Raw genomic sequence first — 17,676 nt, 5'->3', positions numbered from 1 at the left:
AGAGGACGCCCCTCATGACTGTCACCGCCACGGCCGCGAAGGCTCCCGAACGCCCCGCCCACCGCGACGGCAATGTCCTGCGCTGGCTCGGCGCGTACACCGCGTCGATGGTCGGCGACAGCATCTACTACATGGCACTCGCCTGGGCCGCCACCCGCACCGGCACCGCCTCGCAGGCCGGATTCGTCCTCGCCGCCGGATCCATACCCCGGGCCGTGCTGATGCTCGGCGGGGGAGTCCTGGCCGACCGGCTCGGACCCCGGCGACTCGTCATCGGCGCCGACGCCGCGCGCTGCCTGGTCGTCCTGGGCCTGGCCGGCGCCCTGATGTCCACCTCGCCCGCCGTGTGGATGCTGATCGCCGTCGCGCTCGTCTTCGGCGCGGTCGACGCACTCTTCCTGCCCGCGGTGGGAGCTCTGCCGCCCAGGATCACCACCGCCGGACAGCTGGCCCGGATCCAGGGACTGCGCGGACTCGCCACCCGTACCGCCCATGTGGTCGGCGCACCGTTGGGCGGGGTCGCGGTGGCCGTCGGCGGACCCGTGCTCGCATTCGCCGCGGCCGGGGTGCTCTTTGCCGTCTCACTGCCCCTGCTCGTCGTCGTACGGATCGCGCCGCTGCCCGACCAGGACGGTGCCGAATCTCCCGGCACCGCGTGGCGTGAACTGGCCGACGGGGTGCGCCACATCCGGCGCCATCCACTGCTCGGGCCGCTCGTACTCGTCCTCGCCGTCAGCGAGCTGGGTTTCGCGGGCCCGCTCAACCTCGGGCTGATCCTGCTTGCGAAAGAGCGCGGCTGGGGCGCCTCCGGCATGGGCTGGATCGTCGCCGCCTTCGGTATCGGCGCCGGCGCCGCGGCCCTGCTGCTCGCGGTCCGCGGGCGGCTGCCCCGCGCCGGGCTGATCATGTGCCTGACCGTGCTCGTCGGCGCGGTCGCCGCCGGGGCCCTCGCGTACGTCCCGTCGGTGCCGCTCGCCGCCGCCGTCGGCGCCGCGGTCGGGCTCTTCGCCGGACTGGGCGGGGCGCTGTGCGGGGCGCTGATGCAGTCCGCCACCGATCCTGCCTATCTGGGGCGGGTCACCTCGGTCTCGACGCTCTTCACCCATGCGGTCGCACCGCTCAGCTACCCGGTGACCGGCGCGGCCGTCGCCACCTGGGGGACCGGGCCGGTCTTCGCCGCCGGCGCGGCGCTGGGCGGGGCGGGGGCCGTAACCGGTCTGGTCGTCACCCGGCTGCGCCGCGCGGAACTCCCGCGCTGACCCGGCCCCGTACGCCCTACATGCCCAGCTCGGCCGTGCTCACCCGGGCCACCGCCTCCTTGTCGCCCTCCAGCTCCACCCGCGCCGCATTCTGCCGCCCCGACGCGAAGAGCAGCAGCTCGCCCGGCTCCCCGGTCACCGTCACCACCGGAGTGCCCTTGTGCGCCACGGCGGTCTGCCCGTCCGGGCGGCGCAGCACCAGCCCCACCGGGGCCTTGCGCCCCATCAGCCGCGCCGCCTTCTCCATGCGCGACCACAGGGCGTCGGCGAAGACCGGGTCCAGATCCCGCTGCGACCAGTCGGGCTGCGCCCGGCGCACGTCCTCCGCGTGGATGTAGAACTCCACCGTGTTGGCCGCCTCGTCCAGCTGCTTCAGTCCGAACGGTGACATCCGGGGCGGTCCCGTACGGATGAGCTGGATCAGCTCCTCGTACGGTTTCTCGGCGAATTCGGACTGCACCCGGTCGAGCCGGTTCTTCAGCGGGCTCAGCAGCACCCCGGCCGCCGCGTCCGGCCTGCGCTCGCGTACCACCACATGGGCGGCGAGGTCGCGGGTCGTCCAGCCGTGGCACAGGGTCGGGGCTTCGGGGCCCGCCGCCTCCAACAGGTCGGCGAGCAGAAGTCGTTCACGCTTTGCATGGGTCGACATGCCCGCCAGCGTACGACCGGCGTCCGCAGTCCGCCCAGTGGACGTCCCGCCGAACGGCCTCCGCGACCACGGCACAATGGGGCACATGACCAGCACGCCCGCGCCCAGCACCCCGCCCGCCAGCAGTCTGGACCCCGCCATCGCCGCCCGCCTCAAGCGCGGCGCCGATGGACTGGTTCCGGCCATCGCCCAGCAGTACGACACCGGTGAGGTGCTGATGCTCGGCTGGATGGACGACGAGGCGTTGCACCGCACCCTGACGACCGGCCGCTGCACCTACTGGTCCCGCAGCCGTCAGGAGTACTGGGTCAAGGGCGACACCTCCGGTCACATCCAGGTGGTCAAGTCCGTCGCCCTCGACTGCGACGCGGACACCGTCCTCGTCAAGGTCGACCAGACGGGGGCCGCCTGTCACACCGGCGACCGCACCTGTTTCGACGCCGACGTGCTCCCGCTCGGGCAGTAGGGTCAGCCGCCATGGATCTCGAGACCTTCCGCAAGCTGGCCGCCGACCGGCGTGTCATTCCCGTCAGCCGCCGCCTTCTCGCGGACGGCGACACCCCGGTCGCGCTCTACCGCAAGCTCGCGGGCGAGCGCACCGGCACGTTTCTCCTCGAATCCGCGGAGAACGGACGGACCTGGTCCCGCTACTCCTTCATCGGAGTACGCAGCGCCGCCACCCTCACCGCCCGCGACGGCCGGGCCCACTGGCTCGGCACCCCGCCCGTCGGCGTCCCTGTCGACGGCGACCCGCTCGACGCACTGCGCGCCACCATCGACGCCCTCCACACCCCGCGCGACCTGCACTCCGGCATGCCACCGTTCACCGGCGGCATGGTCGGCTATCTGGGGTACGACATCGTGCGCAGGCTGGAGAGGATCGGCGAGCACGGTGGCGACGATCTGAAACTCCCCGAGCTGACCATGCTGCTCACCTCGGACCTCGCCGTCCTCGACCACTGGGACGGCAGCGTCCTGCTGATTGCCAACGCGATCAACCACAACGACCTGGAGACCGGGGTCGACGAGGCGTACGCCGACGCCGTCGCCCGCCTCGACGCCATGGAGGCCGACCTCTCCCGCCCGGTCGAGAGCGCCCCCGCCACCCTCCCGCCGTCCGAACTCCCGCCGTACACCGCGCTCTGGGGCGGCCAGGCCTTCCAGGACGCCGTCGAAGACGTGAAGGAGCGCATCCGGGCCGGCGAGGCCTTCCAGGTCGTGCCCTCGCAGCGCTTCGAGACCCCGTGCACGGCAAGCGCGCTGGACGTCTACCGGGTGCTGCGCGCCACCAACCCGTCGCCGTACATGTACCTCTTCCGGTTCGACGGCTTCGACGTCGCGGGCTCCAGCCCGGAAGCCCTCGTCAAGGTCGAGGACGGGCGCGCCATGGTCCACCCGATCGCCGGGACCCGGCCCCGCGGCGCCACCCCGCAGGAGGACCAGGCCCTCGCCGACGAACTCCTCGCCGACCCGAAGGAACGCGCCGAGCACCTGATGCTCGTCGACCTCGGCCGCAACGACCTGGGCCGGGTCTGCGTGCCCGGCAGCGTCGAGGTCGTCGACTTCATGTCGATCGAGCGGTACTCGCACGTCATGCACATCGTCTCCACCGTCACCGGCCGCGTCGCCGAAGGCCGTACCGCCTTCGACGTCCTCACCGCCTGCTTCCCGGCCGGCACCCTCTCGGGCGCCCCCAAGCCCCGCGCCATGCAGATCATCGAGGAGCTCGAACCCACCCGCCGCGGACTGTACGGCGGCTGCGTCGGCTACCTGGATTTCGCCGGGGACTCCGACACCGCCATCGCCATCCGTACGGCGCTGCTGCGCGACGGCACCGCGTATGTCCAGGCCGGGGCGGGCATCGTGGCCGACTCCGACCCGGTCTCGGAGGACACCGAGTGCCGGAACAAGGCCGCTGCGGTCCTGCGCGCCGTCCATACCGCCAACCGCCTCCACACAAACTGACCCGGTAAGGGATAGTGGGGTACGTGAGTGCTGTCCCCGTACCCCAGCCCCGTGCCCAAGCCGCCGCCGCGCCCGACGCGACGGGAAGCCGCCGCAGCCTGGCTGCCGGCCTGCTTCTCGGGGCCGTCGGCGCCACCGTCGTGCTCCTCGCCTCCGGCCAGACCTGGGCGGAGGGCACGGCCGCAGTCGGCGGCGTCTCCCTGCCGCTGACCGCCGACGGCGACGACATCACCGGTCTCCCGGCGGCCCTTGCCATCGTCGGCCTGGCTGCCCTCGTCGCCGTCTTCGCCGTTCGCAGCGCCGGCCGGCTGCTCGTCGCCGGGCTGCTCGCCCTCAGCGGCCTCGGGGCCGGTGTGAGCGCCTACCTCGGCGCCTCCGACAGCGCGGCCCTCGACGAGAAGGCGGCGCAGAACACCGGCGACGCCTCCGCCACCATCGACGCCCTCAGCCACACCGCGTGGCCGTACATCACCGCCGTCGGAGGCCTGCTGATCCTTCTCGCCGGGCTGCTCGCCCTGCGGTACGGGAAGCTCTGGCCCACCATGTCGGGACGGTACGAGCGCGACGGCACCCCGCGCCCCCGCAGGACCCCCCGCACCGCCCCGGACCCGGACCGGCCCGAGGACCTGTGGAAGGCCCTGGACCGCGGCGAGGACCCGACGCGCGAGGTATGACCCCCAGCTCACGTCGTACCCGCACGTACGGGACAATGGCGGTGAGCTTTCTGCAAAGCGGCAGCGCAGCGCACCACAGCGGCACCAGCTTTGCGTACAGCGATACCAACAGCGCAACACCAACGAGGAGCAACTCATGGCGGGCAGCAGCCACGGACACACCCCGGCCGCCTGGACCGGTGTCATCATCTCCTTCATCGGCTTCTGCATCGCAGGCGTCTTCATCGTCGCGGCCAGCCCGCTCGGCTTCTGGGCCGGAATCGCGGTCATCTTCATCGGCGGGATCGTCGGTCTCGCGATGAAGGTCGCCGGCCTCGGCATGCCGAAGGAGTCCGCCGAGATGGCTGCGGCCAGGGCGCGGGCCGGACAGGCCCAGGTCTCCTCCTGACCCCGGTCGGATCCATCGTGCGAGGCGCAGCCCCGGCCGGGCTGCGCCTTTCCGCGTGACCGGGGACAATCACCGGGTGGACGCCTCGCCTTCTCCCGCAGCCGCACCGGGCCCGCCCGGTCATCCGCCCGTGCCGGTCTTTCCGTCCGCGCCCGTGCGCGGGTCGGCCGTCCGACGGCTCGCCACCCCCCTGGGGGTGATGGCCACCGTCATCGGAGCCTTCGGCTATGTCGGCGCCGTCGACCCCAACCAGCCGGGCCACTACCCGGTCTGCCCGATGCTCCAGATCACCGGCCTGTACTGCCCCGGCTGCGGCGGGCTGCGCAGCGCCCACGCCGTCGCCCACGGCGATATCGCCGCGGCCCTCGGCTCCAACGCCCTCGCGGTTGTCGGCTACGCGATCTTCGCCGTCGTCTGGGTGGTCTGGATGGTCCGCGCGCGCAGGGGGCTGCCCCTACGGATCAATCTGGCACCGGTCTACTGGTGGGGGATCGGCGCCGTGCTCCTGATCTTCACCGTCGTCCGGAATCTGCCGTTCGGATCGTTGTTGGCGCCATGAATGCCCAGGTAGTGGGATATCCGTCGGCCGGATGTGAGCCCGGGGCCCTCCTGCGGATACCATCGAGATGGCTGATCCTGTTCCCTCATCACCGTCCCGGAAGGGGGCCGCTCGCGTGAGTGTGCTCGACGAGATCATCGACGGCGTTCGCGCCGACCTCGCAGAGCGGCAGGCGCGCGTCAGCCTCGACGAGCTCAAGGAACGCGCGGCGCGCGCTCCGGCGGCCAAGGACGGAGTCGCCGCCCTGCGCGGCGAGGGCGTAACCGTCATCTGCGAGGTCAAGCGCTCCAGCCCCTCCAAGGGGGCCCTGGCCGCGATCGCCGACCCGGCCGCGCTCGCCGCGGACTACGAGGCCGGTGGCGCGTCCGTCATCTCCGTCCTCACCGAGGAGCGCCGCTTCGGCGGTTCGCTCGCCGACCTGGAAGCCGTTCGCGCCAAGGTCGACATCCCGATCCTGCGCAAGGACTTCATCGTCACCTCGTACCAGCTCTGGGAGGCCCGCGCCTACGGCGCCGACCTCGCCCTGCTGATCGTCGCCGCCCTCGACCAGGAGGCCCTCGTCTCCCTGATCGAGCGCGCCGAGTCCATCGGCCTGACGCCGCTGGTCGAGGCGCACGACGAGGAGGAGGCGGAGCGTGCCGTGGCCGCCGGAGCGAAGATCATCGGTGTCAACGCGCGCAACCTGAAGGACCTCAAGGTCGACCGCTCGACGTTCGAGCGCGTCGCCCCGGAGATCCCGGCGGGCATCGTCAAGGTCGCCGAGTCCGGCGTCCGAGGCCCGCACGACCTCATCGCCTACGCCAACGCCGGCGCCGACGCCGTGCTCGTCGGCGAGTCCCTGGTCACCGGCCGCGACCCGCGGGCCGCCGTCGCGGACCTGGTCGCCGCGGGCGCCCACCCGGCCCTGCGGCACGGACGGAGCTGACCCGCACCGTGTCCGCCGACCGTTCCGTGTTCCGCACCCGGCCGGGCCTGCGTCTCGCCGGTGTGACGGCTGTGCGGGACCCGCACGCGCCGCTGGCGCGCGGCTGCCGCCCCCGCGGCTGCCGCGCCCCCGCGCGCCGGGTGCACGGCCGGCGTGTGCGGTACGTGATCGGCGACGAGCCCGGCCAGGTCAACGGCATGCGATGGCGCCCGGGGACTGCGCTGTAGCGAGCCCCGGCCACGTACTCGCACCACACCTCTCGTACGTACGACCGCACCGCCCGACCGCCCTCGGTCGCGGCGGCGTCTCGCTCACGACGCATACGGTGAACCCACCCGTTGCCATGACGAGGAGCACGTCGGATGTCATCTGACTTCTTCATTCCGGACCCCGAGGGTCTGATCCCCAGCGCCGAGGGCTACTTCGGTGCGTTCGGCGGCAAGTTCATCCCGGAGGCGCTCGTCGCCGCCGTGGACGAGGTCGCCGTCGAGTACGACAAGGCGAAGGCCGACCCGGCCTTCGCCGCCGAGCTCAATGAGCTCATGGTCAACTACACCGGCCGGCCCAGCGCGCTGACCGAGGTGCCGCGCTTCGCCGAGCACGCGGGCGGTGCCCGGATCTTCCTCAAGCGCGAGGACCTCAACCACACCGGCTCGCACAAGATCAACAATGTGCTGGGCCAGGCACTGCTCACCAAGCGCATGGGCAAGACCCGGGTCATCGCCGAGACCGGCGCCGGCCAGCACGGTGTGGCCACCGCGACGGCCTGCGCCCTCTTCGGTTTCGAATGCACCATCTACATGGGCGAGATCGACACCGAGCGGCAGGCGCTGAACGTGGCGCGGATGCGGATGCTCGGCGCCGAGGTCATCGCCGTGAAGTCCGGCTCCCGCACGCTCAAGGACGCCATCAACGAGGCGTTCCGCGACTGGGTCGCCAACGTCGACCGCACGCACTACCTCTTCGGTACGGTCGCGGGCCCGCACCCCTTCCCGGCGATGGTCCGCGACTTCCACCGCGTCATCGGCGTCGAGGCCCGCCGGCAGATCCTGGAGCGGACCCACCGGCTGCCGGACGCCGCGATCGCCTGTGTCGGCGGCGGCTCCAATGCCATCGGGCTCTTCCACGCGTTCATCCCGGACGCGCACGTCCGGCTGATCGGCTGCGAGCCCGCAGGACGCGGTGTGGAGACCGGCGAGCACGCGGCGACCCTGACCGCGGGCGAGCCCGGCATCCTGCACGGCTCGCGCAGTTACGTCCTCCAGGACGACGAGGGCCAGATCACCGAGCCGTACTCCATCTCGGCCGGTCTCGACTACCCGGGCATCGGCCCGGAGCACTCGTACCTCAAGGACATCGGCCGCGGCGACTACCGCGCGGTCACCGACGACGCCGCCATGCAGGCGTTGCGTCTGCTCTCCCGTACCGAGGGGATCATCCCGGCCATCGAGAGCGCCCATGCGCTGGCCGGCGCCCTGGAGATCGGCAAGGAGCTCGGCAAGGACGCGCTGCTCCTGGTCAACCTGTCCGGTCGCGGCGACAAGGACATGGACACGGCGGCCCGTTACTTCGGGCTGTACGACACGGACGCGGCCGTCGAGGCGGACGCGGACAGCAACAGCGCCGAGATCGAGGGGGATGCCAAGTGAGCGGCAACATCGAGCTGTTGAGCGCCACCCTCGCCGCCGCCAAGGCCGAGGACCGGGCCGCACTGATCGCCTACCTGCCGGCCGGGTTCCCGTCGGTCGACGGCGGCATCGAGGCCGTCAAGGCCGTCGTCGCCGGTGGCGCCGATGTCGTCGAGGTGGGCCTGCCGCACAGCGACCCGGTGCTCGACGGACCGGTCATCCAGACCGCCGACGACATCGCCCTGCGCGGCGGCGTGAAGATCGCAGACGTGATGCGTACGGTCCGCGAGGCCTACGAGGCGACCGGCGTCCCGATCCTTGTCATGACGTACTGGAACCCCATCGACCGGTACGGCATCGAGCGCTTCACCGCCGAGCTCGCCGAAGCGGGCGGCGCCGGCTGCATCCTGCCCGACCTGCCGGTCCAGGAGTCCTCGGTGTGGCGCGAGCACGCCGACAAGCACGGTCTCGCGACCGTCTTCGTCGTCGCGCCGAGCAGCAAGGACGAGCGCCTCGCCACCATCACCGCGGCCGGCTCCGGCTTCGTCTACGCGGCCTCGCTGATGGGCGTCACCGGCACCCGTGAATCGGTCGGTGAGCAGGCCCAGGACCTGGTGCGGCGCACCCGCGCCACCACCGGGCTCCCGGTCTGCGTCGGCCTTGGGGTCTCCAATGCCCAGCAGGCCGCAGAGGTCGCCGCCTTCGCCGACGGAGTGATCGTCGGCTCCGCCTTCGTCAAGCGGATGCTGGACGCCCCCGACGAGGTGTCCGGACTGGCCGGAGTCCGCTCCCTTGCGGGCGAACTGGCCGAAGGTGTTCGAAAGCGCTGACATCGGGCATCGCCCGAACGGGTGGACCTGGGACCGGGGAGGCACGTACGTGCCTCCCCGGTTCGTTGCTGCGGGTGTGAGCGAGAAGAACGAAGAGGGAAAAAGGGCCGCGCGCGACCGGCTCGTACAGCAGCGTGAGCAGGAGAGGGCGCGCGAGCGCCGCCGGCGCACGCTGATCGTCTCCACCGCCGTGGTGGGTGTGCTGGCGCTGGCCGCCGTCATCGGAGTGATCGCCGCGAATTCGGGCGGCAAGGGCGACAAGACGAGCGGGGCGGGGCCCGTCGTCGCGCCGTCCGGGGCGACCGGCAAGGACAGCCTGGCCATCCAGGTGGGTGCGGACAATGCGCCGTCCACCCTCACGATCTGGGAGGACTTCCGCTGCCCGGTCTGCGCCCAGTTCGAGAACGCGTTCCGGGACACGATCCACCAGCTGGAGAGCAGCGGACAGCTGAAGGTCGAGTACCACCTGGCCACGATCATCGACGGCAACCTCGGCGGCAGCGGCTCGCTGGACGCGGCCAATGCGGCGGCCTGCGCGCAGGACGTCGGCAAGTTCTCCGCGTACCACGACGTCCTCTACCGCAACCAGCCGCCGGAGACCGACGACGCCTTCGGCAAAAGCAGCAAGCTGATCGAGCTGGCGGGCAAGGTCGAAGGCCTCGGCACCCCTGCCTTCCGCAGCTGCGTGGAGGACGGCACGCACAACACCTGGGTCCAGAAGTCCAACACCGCCTTCCAGAACGGCGGCTTCCAGGGCACGCCGACCGCGCTGCTCAACGGTGAGTCGATCTTCCCGAAGAAGGGGAGCGAACCGATCACCGTGGCCAACCTGAAGAAGTGGGTCGCCGAGGCGAACAAGGGCAAGCAGCCGGGGACGGTCACCCCGGCGCCTGCCGGTTCCTGACCCGGACCGGGACCTGTGGGGGCGGGGAACAGATGACCGGCTCGTTACCCAGACGTTGTCGGGCGGGTTGCCGTACGTCCCGCCCGGCAGGGTAGCGTCGACCCTGCCATGGACCTTGCCTACATTCCCAGCCCGTCGACCGGCGTGATCGATCTCGGACCGATCCCGCTCCGCGGCTACGCGTTCTGCATCATCATCGGTGTGTTTGTCGCCGTCTGGTTCGGCAACAAGCGCTGGATCGCCCGGGGCGGCAGAGCCGGCACAGTGGCTGACGTCGCCGTCTGGGCCGTGCCCTTCGGCCTCGTCGGAGGGCGGCTCTACCACGTCATCACCGACTACCAGCTGTACTTCAGCGACGGTGAGAACTGGGTCGACGCCTTCAAGATCTGGCAGGGCGGCCTCGGCATCTGGGGTGCGATCGCGCTCGGCGCGGTCGGTGCCTGGATCGGCTGCCGCCGCCGCGGCATCCCGCTGCCCGCCTGGGCCGACGCGCTCGCCCCCGGCATCGCCTTCGCCCAGGCGATCGGCCGCTGGGGCAACTGGTTCAACCAGGAGCTGTACGGCAAGCCGACGGATCTGCCGTGGGCCCTGAAGATCAGCGAAGGCCCCAACCGGGTCGCCGGTACGTACCACCCCACGTTTCTGTACGAGTCGCTGTGGTGCGTGGGTGTCGCGCTGCTGGTGATCTGGGCGGACCGCCGCTTCAAGCTCGGACACGGGCGGGCGTTCGCGCTGTACGTCGCGGCGTACTGCACGGGGCGGGCGTGGATCGAGTACATGCGGGTCGACGAGGCCCACCACATTCTGGGCCTGCGCCTGAATGTGTGGACCGCGGTGATCGTGTTCGTGCTGGCGGTGACGTACATCGTGATCTCGGCGAAGGTGCGGCCGGGGCGCGAGGAGGTCGTCGAGCCGGAGGCCGCGGAGGCGGCCGAGGCGGCCGAGGGCGTGGAGGACGCGGACCCGGCTTCGGAGTCGGGCTCGGATGCCGAGGGTGACGCCAAGCGTGATGGTGAGGCTCGGGCGCCGGAGAAGAACGGCAGCGCAGAGGCGGCGACGAACGGCTGACGCCACCCACTTGTACGAGGGGCCCGAACCGGACGGTTCGGGCCCCTCGCCCGTTCCCTCACCACCGGGGGCTCCGCCCCCGGCCCCCCGCTCCTCAATCGCCGGAGGGGCCTGATCTGGCTCCCCGCCCGGCTGTCGCGGGCTGGGTTTGGCCTGCGCCCGGCTGTCGCCGGGTGGATTGGCCTGCGCCCCGCGATCGCCGGTTGATCCGGCTCCCGCTCCTCAGCCGGCGGAGGGGCGGGGATTTCCGTCGTCACCCCACCCGTTCTGCCAGGGCAAGCGTCCGGCGGGCCGCTGCCACTACTGCCGCGTCCACGAAACGGCCGTCCGGCAGTGCCAGTGCGCCTGCCTCCGTGAGGGCTGCCGCCACGATTTCCTGGGCCGAGTCGATCTCCTCCGTCGTGGGCCGGAACGCCCGCTCGATCACGGGTAGCTGCCGGGGGTGGATCGCCGCCCGGCCGATGAACCCCAGCGCGCGGCCGTGCGCGCAGGAGTGCCGCAGGCCGTCCAGGTCCCGTACGTCCGGGAACACCGACTGGGTCGGCGGGGCGAGGCCGGCCGCGCGGGCGGCCACCACCACCCGGCTGCGTGACCAGTCGAGGCCCCGGTCGTCCCGTACCCCCAGATCGGCCCGGAGATCGGTCTCGCCGAGGGCGATCGAGCGGACCTGGGGGTGGGAGGCCGCGACCGTGTACGCGTGCTCGATGCCGAGTGCCGACTCCAGCAGCGGACAGAGCGCGACGCCGGGGGCGAGCGCCGCGATGTGGTGGACGGTCGCGGCGTGCGTGATCTTCGGCAGGCGCAGTTCGGCGAGGCCCGGCAGCCCGGCCAGGGCCAGGACGTCGGCCTCGGTGTGGACCCGGACATGCACCGGCGCGGCCGTGTCGGCGGCCGGTTCGGTGAGGAGTTCGGCGGTGGCGGACCGGGCGTACTCCTTGCGGTCCGGTGCGACCGCGTCCTCCAGGTCGACGATCACCACGTCCGCGCCCGAGCCGCGTGCCTTGCGCACCACGTCCGGCCGGTCCCCGGGAACGTACAGCCACGTCAGATACACCCCTTCGGCCGTGGTCACAGGGCGCCTTCCGCCCGTAGCGCGGCAATGTCCGGTCCTGACAGACCGAGCCCGGTCAGGATCTCCTCGGTGTCCGCGCCGTGCGGACGGCCCGCCCAGCGGATCGAGCCCGGCGTCCGGGAGAGCCGGAAGAGGACGTTCTGCATCCGGAGCGGGCCCAGTTCGGGGTCGGGGACCTCGGTGACGGAGTCCAGGGCCCGGTACTGCGGGTCCTCCATCACGTCCCGGATGTCGTGGATGGGCGCGATGGCCGCCTCCGCCTTCTCGAACGCGGAGATCGCCTCCTCGCGGGTGTGCCGGGCGATCCAGTGGCCGACCGCCTCGTCGAGTTCGTCGGCGTGTTCGGCGCGGGTGGTGCCGGAGGCGAACCACGGCTCGTCGATCAGCTCCGCCCGGCCGACCAGCCGCATCACGCGTTCGGCGATGGACTGGGCGGAGGTGGAGACGGCCACCCACTGGCCGTCCGACGTGCGGTACGTATTGCGGGGGGCGTTGTTGCGCGAGCGGTTGCCGGTGCGTTCCTGGACGTAGCCGAGCTGGTCGTACCAGAGCGGCTGCGGGCCGAGCACGGTGAGAATCGGCTCGATGATCGCCATGTCGACGACCTGGCCCTCCCCGGTGCGGTCCCGCCCGGCCAGCGCCGCCATCACGGCGTACGCGGTGGCGAGCGCCGCGATCGAGTCGGCCAGGCCGAAGGGCGGCAGGGTCGGCGGCCCGTCCGGCTCTCCGGTGATCGCGGCGAATCCGCTCATCGCCTCGGCGAGTGTGCCGAAGCCGGGGCGGTGCGCGTACGGACCGAACTGACCGAAGCCGGTGACCCGGGTCAGCACCAGCCGCGGGTTGACGGTGTGCAGCTCCTCCCAGCCGATGCCCCACCGCTCCAGCGTCCCCGGCCGGAAGTTCTCGATGATCACATCACTGGAGGCCGCCAGCCGGAGGAGGACGTCGCGGCCGCCGGGAGCGGCGAGGTCGAGGGTGAGATTGCGTTTGTTGCGGCCCAGCAGCTTCCACCACAGGCCGATGCCGTCCTTCGTCGGACCGTGGCCACGCGACGGGTCGGGTTTGCGTGGATGCTCGACCTTGATCACCTCGGCGCCGAAGTCGCCGAGCATGGTGGCCGCGAGGGGGCCCGCGAAGAGCGTGGCGAGGTCGAGGACCCGCAGACCGGAGAGGGGTGCTTCCGTGGGCGCGGTCATGCGGCGTCGATCTCGCTGCGGTACGGCATGGAGGTCGAGGCGCCGGGCTTCTGTACGCAGAGCGCCGCAGCCACCGACGCCCAGGCCAGGGCCTCCGGTACGGCCCGTCCTTCGCCGAGGGCCACGGCGAGCGCGCCGACGAAGGTGTCCCCGGCGCCGGTGGTGTCGACAGCGGTCACCTCCGGGGCGGGGAAGTGGACCGTTTCGCTGCCCCGGGCCGCGTACAGGCAGCCTTTCGAACCGAGGGTGATGACGACCTCGGGGACGTGCCGGAGCAGGATCTCGGCCGCCGCGTGGGGTTCGGTTTTGCCGGAGAGTGAGGCCGCCTCGTGCTCGTTGGGGATCAACAGGTCGACGGTGTCGAAGAGCTCGTCCGGCAGGGGTTGGACGGGGGAGGGGGTGAGGATCGTCCGTACGCCCTGCGCGTGGGCCGCCCGGGCCCCTTCGATCACGGCCGACAGGGGCAGTTCCAGCTGGAGAAGCAGCAGGTCGGCGCCCGCGATGGCGGCCATCTCGCCGGGGCCGAGCGTGTGGACGGTGCCATTGGCGCCGGGGATCACCACGATGGCATTGCCGCCCGCGTCGTCGACGACGATGTGTGCCGTGCCGCTGTGGCCCTCGGCGGTGTGCAGCAGGTCGGTGTCGATGCCCGCGTGCTCCAGTTCGGCCCGGAGCCGCACCCCGTACGCGTCGTCGCCCACCGCGCCGATCATCAGCACGTCGCCGCCCGCGCGGGCGGCGGCGACCGCCTGGTTGGCGCCCTTGCCGCCGGGGATGGTGCGGAACTCCCTTCCGGTGACGGTCTCCCCGCGCTCCGGGGCCCGTGCGACGTAGGCGACGAGATCCATATTGGTGCTGCCGAGCACCGCGATGCCGGTCATGGGCGGAGTGCCTCCTGGTAGGTCAGTTCAGCGAGTGCGTCGAAGCCGATGGAGTCGAAACCGGGGACGGATGTGGCGAGACGGTTCTTGAGGGGAGTGGTCCACCGGTCGGGCAGCGCGTCGGGCCGGCCGGCCAGCAGACCTGCCAGTGAACCGGCGGTCGCACCGTTCGAGTCCGTGTCCCAACCACCGGACACCGCCCGGCAGATGGAGCCGGAGAAGTCGCCGTCGGCGTGGGTGAGGGCGGCGGCGAGCAGCGCGGCGTTGGGCAGCACATGGACCCAGTGGTATGCGCCGAGCCCGGCGTGCAGCCGGTCGGCGACCGCGTCGAAGTCCCGCTCGCCGCGGGCCGTGTCGATCCCGGTGCGGACCGCGTGCGCGAACCGCGAGCGCGGCGGAACGACGCGAAGCCCGGTCGCGAGGCAGCCGTGTACATCGGTTCCGCCGCCGGCCGCCTCGGCGAGCGCGGCGGCGGTGAACATCGCCCCGTACACCCCGTTGCCGGTGTGGGTGAGGACCGCGTCCCGGTAGGCCTGCTGGGCGGCGGCCGCCGGATCGCCGGGGTGCGTCCAGCCGTGCACATCGGCGCGGATCTGGGCGCCGATCCACTCCCGGAACGGGTTGCGGTGCCGGGCGGTCCCCGGCGGTTCGATGCCGTCGAGCAGATTGCGGTACGCCACCCGCTCGGCGGTGAAGGTGCGGCCCGCGGGGAGTTCGTCGAGCCAGAGCCGGGCGAGATCGGCGGTGGAGAAGGACGGTCCGTGCCGCTGGATCAACAGCAGGGTCAGGAGCGGGTAATTGAGGTCGTCGTCCTCCGGCATCCCGTCGATGTTCTCGGCGAGCGAGGTGGGTGCGGAGCGACGGTTCCAGGGGTACCTGGCGGTCAGGCCGGCGGGCAGGCCCCTCGCGGTGAACCAGGTCGCGAGCGGCCAGTTCCCGGTGGCGCGAGCCAGTGCGCGGATCCCCGCGAGGGGCAGCTTCTCGACGGGCTTGCCGAGCAGACAGCCGGCGGCGCGGCCCAGCCAGGCAGCCTCCAGCCGGGCCCGGCCGGCCGATGGAGGGTCCGCGCGCGGCGTCGGCCAGTGCGGGCAGGCCGCCCGGATCGCGGCCAGATCCGTCGGCTCGTCAACGGCCGACGGCGAGTCGAGCAGTGCGAGTTCGTCGAGCAGCCGCTCGGCGAGTGCGCGCAGTGCGGGTGGTGCGGGGGGCTTCGACGCGCCCGCGCGCTCCGGGGCGGGGGCGCCGCCCGCCGCGTACCAGCGGAGCTCGATGTCCCGCGCGTCCCGGCCGTCCTCGGCCGCCTGGCGCAGTTCGTGCCCGATCAGATCCTCCGGCTGCACCCAGGTGACCCGCACGGTCACGGCGTACCTGCCAGCGTCGCGAAGGCCGCCTCGTGCGTACGCCGCCGGGCGGTGTCCCGTACGAACACCTCGCGGGCGACGTCCGTCAGTGTCCGCGCCGGTGCGTGCAGATCGAGCCGGCTGGCCTCGGCGACCGATTTCACCCAGGTGGCGGGGATCGCCGCCTCGCCGTGCAGCGCGCCCGCGAGCGCACCGCTCATCGTGGCGATCGAGTCGCAGTCCCGGCCGTAGTTGACCGAGCCGAGCACCGCGTGCCGGTAGTCGCCGTCCGCGACGAGCAGCATCCCGAGGGCGATCGGGAGCTCCTCGATGGCGTGCAGCCGGGACGGGCGGCGGGCGCCGAGGGACGGTGCGCGGTAGTCGGGCCCGACGGTGTCGAAGGGGGCGACGGCGGTACGCAGCGGTGTCAGTGCCGTCTCGAAGTCCCGGTACCGTACGGCCACTTCACAGACCGCTTCGATGGCGGCCCGTGTCCCGTCCTTGGCGAGCGACAGACAGGCGTCGACGACGGCGGCGGGCGTCGCATCCGGCGCGCAGGCGGCCGCGACGGCCGCCGCGAAGACTCCGGCAGCCTCCCTCCCGTAGGACGACTGGTGGGCGCCCGCGACATCCAGCGCCTCGGCGTACGCGGCTTGCGGATGGGCGGCGTTCACCAGGCCGACCGGCGCCATGTACATCGCCGCCCCGCAGTTCACGATGTTCCCGGAGCCCGCCTCGCGCGGGTCGACATGGCCGTAGTGCAGCCGGGCAACGATCCATTTCTCGGCGAGGAAGATCCGCTGCAGCGGCAGCGCCTCGGCCTCCAGCTCCGGGATCCAGCGGGGAGCCGAGATCAGCTCCGGTACGAGATGGTCGGCGACGCAGTACGCGTCGAGATGGTCCCGTACGGTGCCGTACACCCGTACCAGCGCATGGGTCATCAAGGTGTCGTCGGTGACGTGACCGTCGCCCTTGTGGTATGGGGCGATGGGGCGGGCGGTGCGCCAGTCCTCGCCGTCCCACGGGCCCACGATGCCGGTGATCCGGCCGCCGTGGCGCTCGACGATCTGCTCGGGGGGCCGGCCTTCGACCGGGCCGCCGAGCGCGTCACCGACGGCGGCGCCGACGAGGGCGCCGGTGATCCGCTCATCGAGACCGAGCGCGGTGGGTGTTTTGTTCTGAATCGGCGTCATGTCGGAATTGTCTACCCGAAGGGGCTGGTTCGGTGTCTGTCAGCAGCCCGGCGAGTTCGATGAGATCGGTGCCCGCGAGACGAGGCAGCGCGCATCCCGCGAGAGTGCGGCAGGCCTCGCGCCAGCCGTCCGGGACGGCGGCGATGCCGCCGAGCGCACCGGTCAGCGCGCCGGCCAGGGCGGGCGCCGAGTCCGCGACCCGCGACAGGCAGGCCGCCGCGGGAATGGCCTGGGCGATCTCGCCGCGGGCCGCGGTGGCCAGGGCCAGGGCGACCGGTACGGTCTCGGCCGCGGCGATCCCGTAGCTGTAGACATGGTCGACGATCTGATGCTCCAGCACGGGTACGAGCGCGAAGGCGCCGGCTGCCTCACCGACGAAGTCGCGGGCGATCCGGACGGCGTGAGCGGCGTTACGGGCGATCTCGGTGCCCTCGGGGAGCTGCGCGAGCGCGGCGTTCACCGCGGTGTCGACATCGGCTCCGTCCAGTGCCTCGGCGATCGCGGCGGCCATCGCGCGCGCCCCGTGCACACCGTCGCCGTCCTGGGTGTATCGGGCATCGAACTCGGCGAGTTCGGCGGCGGCCCGGGGTCGGCCGGGGTGGACGATCGCCAGCACGGCAGCCCGCACACAGGCCGCGTCGTCGAAGTAGTGCGGGTTGTCGTGGCCGGTGGCGGGTGGCCGCAGACCGGCGGCGAGATTGCCGAGCCCGGCCCGGACCGAGATCCGGGCGCGCAGCGGGAGAACCGCCGACTCGACCTCGGGCGCCCGCGCGGCGGCCGCGGCGACCTCGGCGGCCAGCGCGTTCCACGCGACATCGATGGCGGCCCGCATCCGGCGGTCGGGGGAGAGGCCCTGCAGCGGACCGGCCGCCGAAGCGAGCACGGTCCCGGCGGCGAACGCGGCCCACTCGGCGTCGTCGGAGGGACCGAGTCGCAGTGGCTCGGGCGGCTGGTTGAGTGCGATGGGCACGGGGAGGGTGGTGGTGGCGTTCTGCTCGGCGAAGGTGTCGAGCTCCCGGGTGAGCCGACGCGTCCACTCGGGCATCCGGGCCGCCCGGTGACGCGCCGCGGGCCACCCGGCGGCGTCCCCGGAGGCCAGCCCGAGCAGCAGCCCCTCGATCCGGGCCCGGCGCCCGGGCAGGGGC

The 17,676-nt window shown here is 72.4% G+C and carries 19 protein-coding genes; 12 read left to right on the top strand and 7 right to left on the bottom strand.

From position 1 onward, the window contains the following. The first annotated feature begins 14 nt into the window (after nt 1–14). Nucleotides 15–1,259 (top strand): MFS transporter, encoded by a 1,245-nt coding sequence (locus ABZV38_RS07295; RefSeq protein ID WP_356325462.1) that lies wholly within the window; start codon nt 15–17, stop codon nt 1,257–1,259. 16 nt (nt 1,260–1,275) lie between these two features. Here ABZV38_RS07295 and ABZV38_RS07290 read toward each other — a convergent pair whose 3' ends face one another. After that, complete coding sequence (locus tag ABZV38_RS07290; protein ID WP_356325460.1) at nt 1,276–1,908, bottom strand: TIGR03085 family metal-binding protein; 633 nt, start codon at nt 1,906–1,908, stop codon at nt 1,276–1,278. A gap of 85 nt (nt 1,909–1,993) precedes the next feature. Between ABZV38_RS07290 and hisI the strand changes: the two genes are divergently transcribed. From hisI to lgt, 11 genes are all read left to right on the top strand, one after another. Then, nucleotides 1,994–2,374 (top strand): phosphoribosyl-AMP cyclohydrolase, encoded by a 381-nt coding sequence (hisI, locus tag ABZV38_RS07285; RefSeq protein WP_356325457.1) that lies wholly within the window; start codon nt 1,994–1,996, stop codon nt 2,372–2,374. Nucleotides 2,375–2,385: 11 nt separating this feature from the next. After that, entirely contained in the window at nt 2,386–3,873 is a 1,488-nt protein-coding gene (locus ABZV38_RS07280) for an anthranilate synthase component I (protein ID WP_356325455.1), read from the top strand. Between the two features lie 14 nt (nt 3,874–3,887). Further along, nucleotides 3,888–4,547, top strand: coding sequence for a TIGR02234 family membrane protein (locus tag ABZV38_RS07275; protein WP_356325453.1), 660 nt, complete (start codon nt 3,888–3,890; stop codon nt 4,545–4,547). A gap of 136 nt (nt 4,548–4,683) precedes the next feature. Beyond that, a complete protein-coding gene (locus ABZV38_RS07270; RefSeq protein ID WP_356325451.1) occupies nt 4,684–4,935 on the top strand; it encodes an HGxxPAAW family protein in 252 nt (83 codons plus the stop codon). A 130-nt stretch (nt 4,936–5,065) separates the two neighbouring features. Next, the gene (locus tag ABZV38_RS07265) at nt 5,066–5,494 is read left to right on the top strand and encodes a DUF2752 domain-containing protein (RefSeq protein WP_356325649.1); all 429 of its coding nucleotides are present in this window, start codon (nt 5,066–5,068) and stop codon (nt 5,492–5,494) included. A 115-nt stretch (nt 5,495–5,609) separates the two neighbouring features. Then, nucleotides 5,610–6,419, top strand: coding sequence for an indole-3-glycerol phosphate synthase TrpC (gene trpC, locus ABZV38_RS07260; RefSeq protein ID WP_030972813.1), 810 nt, complete (start codon nt 5,610–5,612; stop codon nt 6,417–6,419). Nucleotides 6,420–6,445: 26 nt separating this feature from the next. Next, nucleotides 6,446–6,646: a tryptophan synthase subunit(beta) gene (locus tag ABZV38_RS07255; RefSeq protein WP_356325647.1), complete on the top strand. Its 201-nt coding sequence runs from the start codon at nt 6,446–6,448 to the stop codon at nt 6,644–6,646. Between the two features lie 135 nt (nt 6,647–6,781). Next, nucleotides 6,782–8,068: a tryptophan synthase subunit beta gene (gene trpB, locus ABZV38_RS07250; RefSeq protein ID WP_356325449.1), complete on the top strand. Its 1,287-nt coding sequence runs from the start codon at nt 6,782–6,784 to the stop codon at nt 8,066–8,068. Then, nucleotides 8,065–8,877 carry a tryptophan synthase subunit alpha gene (gene trpA, locus ABZV38_RS07245; RefSeq protein ID WP_356325447.1) on the top strand — a complete coding sequence of 271 codons (813 nt, stop codon included), beginning with the start codon at nt 8,065–8,067 and terminating at the stop codon, nt 8,875–8,877. The genes trpB and trpA overlap by 4 nt, the downstream gene beginning before the upstream one ends. Before the next feature lie 76 nt (nt 8,878–8,953). After that, nucleotides 8,954–9,781, top strand: a complete 828-nt coding sequence (locus ABZV38_RS07240; RefSeq protein WP_356325445.1) for a thioredoxin domain-containing protein — start codon at nt 8,954–8,956, stop codon at nt 9,779–9,781. 108 nt (nt 9,782–9,889) lie between these two features. After that, the gene (gene lgt / locus ABZV38_RS07235; protein ID WP_356325443.1) at nt 9,890–10,849 is read left to right on the top strand and encodes a prolipoprotein diacylglyceryl transferase; all 960 of its coding nucleotides are present in this window, start codon (nt 9,890–9,892) and stop codon (nt 10,847–10,849) included. Nucleotides 10,850–11,102: 253 nt separating this feature from the next. Here the strand turns inward: lgt and ABZV38_RS07230 are convergent, their stop codons facing one another. From ABZV38_RS07230 to ABZV38_RS07205, 6 genes are read right to left on the bottom strand one after another with little or no spacing between them, the layout of a single operon-like run. Continuing rightward, complete coding sequence (locus tag ABZV38_RS07230; RefSeq protein WP_356325441.1) at nt 11,103–11,921, bottom strand: CoA ester lyase; 819 nt, start codon at nt 11,919–11,921, stop codon at nt 11,103–11,105. Next, entirely contained in the window at nt 11,918–13,117 is a 1,200-nt protein-coding gene (locus ABZV38_RS07225; protein WP_356325439.1) for a CoA transferase, read from the bottom strand. Before ABZV38_RS07225 ends, ABZV38_RS07230 begins: the two co-directional genes overlap by 4 nt. Beyond that, a complete protein-coding gene (gene rbsK / locus ABZV38_RS07220; protein WP_356325437.1) occupies nt 13,114–13,998 on the bottom strand; it encodes a ribokinase in 885 nt (294 codons plus the stop codon). Before rbsK ends, ABZV38_RS07225 begins: the two co-directional genes overlap by 4 nt. Then, nucleotides 13,995–15,359 carry an ADP-ribosylglycohydrolase family protein gene (locus ABZV38_RS07215; protein ID WP_356325435.1) on the bottom strand — a complete coding sequence of 455 codons (1,365 nt, stop codon included), beginning with the start codon at nt 15,357–15,359 and terminating at the stop codon, nt 13,995–13,997. The genes rbsK and ABZV38_RS07215 overlap by 4 nt, the downstream gene beginning before the upstream one ends. Next, a complete protein-coding gene (locus ABZV38_RS07210; protein WP_356325432.1) occupies nt 15,356–16,531 on the bottom strand; it encodes an ADP-ribosylglycohydrolase family protein in 1,176 nt (391 codons plus the stop codon). The genes ABZV38_RS07215 and ABZV38_RS07210 overlap by 4 nt, the downstream gene beginning before the upstream one ends. After that, nucleotides 16,485–17,672, bottom strand: a complete 1,188-nt coding sequence (locus tag ABZV38_RS07205; protein ID WP_356325645.1) for an ADP-ribosylglycohydrolase family protein — start codon at nt 17,670–17,672, stop codon at nt 16,485–16,487. The genes ABZV38_RS07210 and ABZV38_RS07205 overlap by 47 nt, the downstream gene beginning before the upstream one ends. Nucleotides 17,673–17,676 lie beyond the last annotated feature (4 nt).

Origin of the sequence: Streptomyces sp. NPDC005181 (assembly GCF_040608395.1) — a bacterium.
Taxonomy (GTDB): Bacteria; Actinomycetota; Actinomycetes; order Streptomycetales; family Streptomycetaceae; genus Streptomyces.
The sequence above is the reverse complement of the archived record's forward strand: the minus strand, read 5'-3'. Positions and strand labels throughout refer to the sequence as shown.

Excerpts from the sequence above, each read along its gene's own strand:
- ABZV38_RS07295 (WP_356325462.1), top strand. The coding sequence starts at position 15 with ATGACTGTCACCGCCACGGCCGCGAAGGCTCCCGAACGCCCCGCCCAC.
- ABZV38_RS07290 (WP_356325460.1), bottom strand. The coding sequence starts at position 1,908 with ATGTCGACCCATGCAAAGCGTGAACGACTTCTGCTCGCCGACCTGTTG.
- hisI (WP_356325457.1), top strand. The coding sequence starts at position 1,994 with ATGACCAGCACGCCCGCGCCCAGCACCCCGCCCGCCAGCAGTCTGGAC.
- ABZV38_RS07280 (WP_356325455.1), top strand. The coding sequence starts at position 2,386 with ATGGATCTCGAGACCTTCCGCAAGCTGGCCGCCGACCGGCGTGTCATT.
- ABZV38_RS07270 (WP_356325451.1), top strand. The coding sequence starts at position 4,684 with ATGGCGGGCAGCAGCCACGGACACACCCCGGCCGCCTGGACCGGTGTC.
- trpB (WP_356325449.1), top strand. The coding sequence starts at position 6,782 with ATGTCATCTGACTTCTTCATTCCGGACCCCGAGGGTCTGATCCCCAGC.
- lgt (WP_356325443.1), top strand. The coding sequence starts at position 9,890 with ATGGACCTTGCCTACATTCCCAGCCCGTCGACCGGCGTGATCGATCTC.
- ABZV38_RS07225 (WP_356325439.1), bottom strand. The coding sequence starts at position 13,117 with ATGACCGCGCCCACGGAAGCACCCCTCTCCGGTCTGCGGGTCCTCGAC.
- rbsK (WP_356325437.1), bottom strand. The coding sequence starts at position 13,998 with ATGACCGGCATCGCGGTGCTCGGCAGCACCAATATGGATCTCGTCGCC.
- ABZV38_RS07210 (WP_356325432.1), bottom strand. The coding sequence starts at position 16,531 with ATGACGCCGATTCAGAACAAAACACCCACCGCGCTCGGTCTCGATGAG.